This is a genomic window from Methanosarcina sp. A14, assembly GCF_001729375.1.
Taxonomy (GTDB): Archaea; Halobacteriota; Methanosarcinia; order Methanosarcinales; family Methanosarcinaceae; genus Methanosarcina; species Methanosarcina barkeri.
Genome location: NZ_LZPK01000092.1, coordinates 1 through 6,022 on the forward strand (window position 1 = coordinate 1; position 6,022 = coordinate 6,022).

6 protein-coding genes are annotated in these 6,022 nt (G+C 37.1%); 5 read left to right on the forward strand and 1 reads right to left on the reverse strand.

All coding sequences use genetic code 11. From position 1 onward, the window contains the following. Positions 1-780 precede the first annotated feature (780 nt). From A9239_RS05245 to A9239_RS05265, 5 genes are all read left to right on the forward strand, one after another. The gene (locus tag A9239_RS05245; protein ID WP_052712894.1) at positions 781-1,095 is read left to right on the forward strand and encodes a hypothetical protein; all 315 of its coding nucleotides are present in this window, start codon (positions 781-783) and stop codon (positions 1,093-1,095) included. Positions 1,096-1,683: 588 nt separating this feature from the next. Beyond that, positions 1,684-2,181 (forward strand): pyruvoyl-dependent arginine decarboxylase, encoded by a 498-nt coding sequence (locus A9239_RS05250; protein WP_048120963.1) that lies wholly within the window; start codon positions 1,684-1,686, stop codon positions 2,179-2,181. A gap of 301 nt (positions 2,182-2,482) precedes the next feature. Next, positions 2,483-3,520, forward strand: a complete 1,038-nt coding sequence (locus A9239_RS05255) for a deoxyhypusine synthase (RefSeq protein WP_048120965.1) — start codon at positions 2,483-2,485, stop codon at positions 3,518-3,520. Between the two features lie 63 nt (positions 3,521-3,583). Further along, positions 3,584-4,105, forward strand: coding sequence for an ArsR family transcriptional regulator (locus A9239_RS05260; protein ID WP_048120968.1), 522 nt, complete (start codon positions 3,584-3,586; stop codon positions 4,103-4,105). After that, positions 4,105-4,893 (forward strand): MarR family transcriptional regulator, encoded by a 789-nt coding sequence (locus A9239_RS05265; protein WP_176722104.1) that lies wholly within the window; start codon positions 4,105-4,107, stop codon positions 4,891-4,893. Before A9239_RS05260 ends, A9239_RS05265 begins: the two co-directional genes overlap by 1 nt. A gap of 244 nt (positions 4,894-5,137) precedes the next feature. Here the strand turns inward: A9239_RS05265 and A9239_RS05270 are convergent, their stop codons facing one another. Beyond that, a complete protein-coding gene (locus A9239_RS05270) occupies positions 5,138-5,401 on the reverse strand; it encodes a hypothetical protein (protein ID WP_048120972.1) in 264 nt (87 codons plus the stop codon). Between the last annotated feature and the right edge of the window lie 621 nt (positions 5,402-6,022).

Here is a 6,022-nt window from a genome sequence, read left to right on the forward strand (position 1 = left end):
AATCATGACAAATTGCGTCAATTTCCCAACATTTAGTGAATAGTTTAATAAGTTAGAAGCTGGAACAGGGCATCGATTTCATGTTAATAGGCCAAAATTTAAGGCCGGTTTCTAATGCAAAATCGATAGCTTTCAGGCAAGAAAATTCCTTAACCAATGACCAATGGATGATCAGTGGATAATATAATTACCAATTTGCAAAGGTGCTTCTTGCTATTAGTTTTTATTGAAAATTCAGGAAAAATTGTGTTTATTTGAAAGTTCAGTTTAATTTACAGTCTTTGCTGTAATTGATTTTGTTACTCAAGTGCGCAAGTCCTAAATTTAAAAGCGTTATATACATTTTTTTGCATGATTTTGATTTGAAATCAAGCTTTTAAGAAAAATAGCATTATTATTTATAATTATCATATAGTTATAATTGAAATGGAAATAGTGCAACTATTTTAAATCGTTTGTGTAGGTTTAGAAGAATAATACGGAATTTTATTCGCATATATAAATAAAATAATAACGTTTTTTATTTTTATTGCGTATTTATGATTAATATTAAAATATTATTAGTATTAAAAGTAAAAATTGACTATTTATAATTAGATCTCTTTATTTTATTTGTGATAATATGAAAACATGGAAATTCTTTGTGTTATGTATTGTCGTGAGTATGATGGCTGTGTCTGTAGTTTCAGCCAAGGAAGATAATTCTATGGTTTCAGTAAAGGAAGTTAATCCAGCTTCTCAGTCTATTAACATTAACTACATCGATAATCTCGTTTCCACATGTGCTTCAGGCAGCCTAAAACAAGGACAAACCCATACAAGCAAACTAAAGATCGGAAAAAAGTTAAATCGATAACGATAGAATGTGATTGGGGTAACCACAAAAATTCTCTAACACTCACTGTAATTGCACCCGATGGAAAAAAATACGGCCCTTATTCTGACAGTTATGATGGAAAAATAAATGGTTATACGGGTGTAAAGTTAACAAAAAAGACAGGAGCGTGGACTGCAACGCCATGGACGATCAAAGTCTACGGTAAGAAGGTAAGAACTCAAACATTTGGTGTCTTCGGAAAATGGGTTGTAGCTTAAATTAATATAAGAGTAAATGTAAGAGCAAATGAGTGAGGAAGAAATCTACTTCAATCTCGTTTTTTCCAAAATTTCCATTTACTTTGTTCTTTGATTTTGCTTCTTCTAATTATACATTGGTATTATTTTTTGCTTTTTCTCACCTTAATTTGACAGAAGGATATATTTGATAATGTATGAATGATCTTCAGGTATCTGTTTTCTTCATACAATTCAAATTTATCTTGTGTATTTATTGATTTTTTTGACATTATTCATTTTACCACACGGCAATGTGTCAATACAATGTATTTTTTGTAAGAGGATATTGCATTAATTAACAGAATCTATCAAATTAGGTTTCTAATTGGAGTGTTTTTTCATATTTTTGTTGCAAGAGACACCTGCTTTTTCCGGTCTTCCAGCATAGACTGAACCTGAGCCAGAAAAACATTGAGAAAAATAAAATAATTAATATAATTTTTATATTCACAGTTAACTAAATAAATAAGAATTGAGCTTTTTTCCGCAGAACTGAAGGGCAATGCTTAAAAATAATAATTGCCATCTGAATTAGGCTTAAATTGATTATTTCACAAGGCTGCAAAGATGATCACGAAATTAATTCCCAGAAAAGTATTTTTTACAAGTGGAGTTGGTACACATCCCGAAAATCTTGAATCATTTGAAGTTGCACTAAGGGATGCAGGTATTGAGAAATTTAATCTTGTAACTGTAAGTTCTATCCTGCCCCCTAACTGTGAGATTGTGTCCAAAGAGGAAGGACTCGCAGAGTTAAGTCCCGGAGAGATTGTATTTTGCGTAATGTCCAGGATTTCTTCCAATGAGCCAAGAAGGACGCTCAGTACATCAGTTGGCTGTGCACTCCCGCAAAGCATAAACAGGCACGGTTACATATCAGAATATCATGCCTATGGGGAAACCGCTCAGGACGTTGGGGAACATTCAGAAAAACTTGCAAGGAGCATGTACAGCACCTGGACAAATGAATCCCCTCTCAAGACTCTCAGTTTTCCCAGGTCATCTTCTGTAGATGAACGTGGAGACTGGATGACCGTGATATCCGCAGCAGTCTTTACTATCTGAACATTTAACAGTATGCCCTTAATAATTTCTGCGATTGTTTATGAACTCCACTCTGAAAAAATATACTCATCATGCTGTCAATTTCATATTCTTTGATCCAATTCAAACCCGGCAAATTAGTTTTCCTGAAGAAGACTCATCTCTAGTGATATCATCAGGGAAGAGTCCGCATATATTGATATTTAATAAAATAATATAATTATATAGCGCTATTTGCATTTCTTACAGCCTGTCGCCAAATGCCTTCAGGTATTAGAAATCATATGCAAAACTATCATTATCTGTTTATTAGGAGAACGATATGCATCTTAATGTATTCACAGATAACCCAACCGTTCCGATAGATGTAAAGGACAGATCTGTAAGCGAATTGATGGAAGGAATGCTTAAGACAGGCTTCCAGGGAAGAAAGCTGGCCGAATCTGTCCAGGCATGGCACAACATGCTAAAAGAAAAGAATATGACCGTGCTTATGGGCCTGTCAGGAGCTATGGTCCCTGCTGGCATGCGCAGGATTATTTCCTATATGATCCGGGAGAGGATGATAGACTGTCTTGTAAGCACAGGAGCAAACCTGTTCCATGATTCGCACGAAGCGCTTGGCAAGAAACACTATGTGGGTTCACATCTGGTTGACGATGAAAACCTCTTTGAGCACGGCGTTGACAGGATCTATGACGTTTTTGCAGTTGAAGAAGAGTTCAGAACCGCAGATAACCTGATTGCGGATTTTGCAGAAGAAATTGGGGAAATTTCCTGTTCCTCAAGGGAATTTATGTACCTGCTCGGAAAGGAACTGGCAAAACGCGGAGCGGCTGAAGATTCTATAATCGTAAGTGCATACAGACATAATATTCCTATATTCGTTCCTGCACTTTCAGACAGTTCAATAGGAATCGGGCTAACCATTGCAAGAAGAAGAGGATTGAAACTTGAGATTGACCAGATAAAAGACGTTGATGAGGTTACTCAGATTGTAGAAAAATCAGGAAAAACAGGAGTTGTCTATATTGGAGGTGGAGTCCCTAAGAATTTTATTCAGCAGACTGAAGTGATAGCTTCTATTCTTGGAATGCAAATCGGAGGGCATGATTATGCAATTCAGTACACTACTGATGCCCCTCACTGGGGAGGACTTTCAGGCTGCACTTTCGATGAAGCCGTTTCCTGGGGAAAAATTGCATCTCAGGCAAAAAAAGTGCAGGTCTTCGTGGATGCTACTATAGCTCTCCCTATTGTAGCCCATGCACTTTATGAAAAATGCCGTGAACTGAAGCGAAATGCGCCGATTTTTAACTGGGACGGGCCTGAAGGGCTTGATATTGATTATAGAGAATAATCAAATTACAAATCTTTATTATATTTGAAAGCTTATAACATAAGACGAGAAGGAGAGGAGTAAATGGGTAAACGAACTCGAATAATTAACGATCCTTCCTATTTAGTACCATTACTCAGGACTTTTGGGTCAAGAACTCACAAAAGAATATTTGACACACTTTCAAGCAAATGGATGACAAAAGCAGAAATAGATGAATTCATGGGTGCAGACTCATCAAGAAGCCTTCATATCTTGAAAAAAGCCGGGCTCTTGGAGAGCCAGTGGAGAGTTCCAGAGGCAGGGCAAAAACCCTCCAAAGAATACCACAGTTCCTATTCCAAGGTTCAGGTTAATTTTCAGTGTTCTTTTGAGGATTTAAGCGATATCATCATGCTGACCTTCAAACCATACGATGAGGTCAAGGATGCGATGGAAGAACTGGAAAAGCTAGTAGAAGAAGGCAATACCTCCATGAGCAGCCTCACACGGACACTTAATAGAAACCCATTTTATATTTGTGCTGTCGCCCGTAGATCTGAAAGGCTTTCTGTAATGGGGCAACGGTTAAAAATAATTGAAGATGTAGAGGAGAACTACGATTGATGATCAAAATCCTCCAAACTAAAAGTGGAGTAACCAAGTTTCAGGTCCTTATCGAAATTGCAGCCCACCAACCGAACGTAAGACAAAAAGAAATTGCCGCAAAGATAGGAATAACTCCCCAGGCAGTTTCCGAATATATTAAAGAACTTGTAAATGACGGGCTGATAGTTACTGAGGGACGGGTCCGCTATAGGATTACAAAAGAAGGTGTGGAATGGGTCCTTGATAATGCCACGGAAATGAAGCAGTATGCCCGCTTTGTCATGGAGGACATAATCAACCATATCTCAACCTGGACAGCAATTGCAAAAGAGGATGTAAAGGAAGACCAGCAGGTATACCTGAAAATGGAAGGTGGACTCCTGTACGTAAGCAGCACGGAAAAAACAGGTGCATCAGGCAATGTAATTTCCGACGCATCTGCTGGAGAAGATGTAGGAGTAACAAGCCTGCGAGGCCTGATCGACCTGGAAAATGCTACAATTACAATCTGCAAGGTCCCAAGGATTGAGCGTGGAGGCTCAAGAAAAGTAGATATTGAACGCCTGAGGGTTCTGACAAGCTCAAAACCCTATATCGCAGCTATAGGCGTGGAAGCACTTATAGCCCTGCGCAAGCTCGACATAACCCCGAATGTTATGTTCGGAAGTAACGAATCAGTTATTGAGGCTGCATACCATGGCTTATCATCCCTTGTAGTCTCAGTAGATGAGCAGGTTCCTTCCCTTCTTAACAGGCTGGAAACCGAAAATCTTGAGTACGAACTCGTAGATCTGACTCTCGAGTAATTCATTCTAATTTTTAATTTAAAGTTGCGCTGGCGCACCCCACTGCAAAAAATGGGGTATGCTTGCGCCACCGCTCGAAATTCCGTAAAAGAAGACAATAAACCTGATAATGTTTAGTTCGAGCAGAAGTCAATAAACAAAAAAATGGAGTTGTAAATCTTATCATTAACTGTTACCTGGGAAGTTTTCCATCCCCGCAGCAAGCTAGCTTGGGCATTTGACTGAAATAAATGCACTAATTTCCTTATTTATCATTTTTTTTCTTTAACTTATCCAACATTTCAGAACCTGGTGCTTCGCCAGTTAAAAGAATAATTGCAATAAGAATAATTACCATTACTGTAAGAATAGCATATCTGGTTATGCTCTCTTCAGAATAATGTATACCGACAAGTGGAGCAACAATTATAAATCCAATAGTTACCAACCAGCCTTCTAAACTAGCTGGGCTAACTCCCCAACCAATACGCCTTTTATGAAACCATGCTTTTTTGGTAAGTCTTTTCATGTTTGGCCTCCATTTGTTTTTATTTCAATCCTTGTTTTCATGAATCTTGCCCGCGAATAACTTTCAATATATTTAGGAATGATTCAAATATAAAATACTAAGGGTTTTTGTTACCAAAGATGACTATTTGGGGGAATAGGACTATAAATCAATTCCAAAGCTGAAAATATGAAGTTATATGTTTATAATTTATAAGTATGAATGAAATACCTGAACAGGAAAAATGAGGTTACCCTTAATATTTTGTTTCAAAGATGGTTTTATGAATTGACTTTACAAGGTTTAAAAATATTTAGATTTACTTGAACGGATGTAAAAGTAAGGAAATTAATCTATACTAGAAGAATTACCAGAGTAAATGAAAAAACAGTTTTCAAGTTTTTAAAAATCTAGATGGCCCATCTTTATTCGACTAATATTTTAAAACACCAATCAAATAAAGAGAGACCATCAATATTATAAAACCCAAACCCCTCAAAAAAGGAGAACATAACTCGATTTATCTTGAAGTATCAGGTTTTGATCAAGTCCTTTTTGAAAAAGCTTGCGTTGAGTCGTTTGATCACGCCGACCATGTTGTTGCCGGGGTTTTCGGTCAAGCATTTTTTAAAAAGGGTTGTG

What these genes read in the sequence shown, in the direction of transcription:
- A9239_RS05245 (WP_052712894.1), top strand. Translation starts at nt 781, where the DNA reads ATGTGCTTCAGGCAGCCTAAAACAAGGACAAACCCATACAAGCAAACT.
- A9239_RS05250 (WP_048120963.1), top strand. Translation starts at nt 1,684, where the DNA reads ATGATCACGAAATTAATTCCCAGAAAAGTATTTTTTACAAGTGGAGTT.
- A9239_RS05255 (WP_048120965.1), top strand. Translation starts at nt 2,483, where the DNA reads ATGCATCTTAATGTATTCACAGATAACCCAACCGTTCCGATAGATGTA.
- A9239_RS05260 (WP_048120968.1), top strand. Translation starts at nt 3,584, where the DNA reads ATGGGTAAACGAACTCGAATAATTAACGATCCTTCCTATTTAGTACCA.
- A9239_RS05265 (WP_176722104.1), top strand. Translation starts at nt 4,105, where the DNA reads ATGATCAAAATCCTCCAAACTAAAAGTGGAGTAACCAAGTTTCAGGTC.
- A9239_RS05270 (WP_048120972.1), bottom strand. Translation starts at nt 5,401, where the DNA reads ATGAAAAGACTTACCAAAAAAGCATGGTTTCATAAAAGGCGTATTGGT.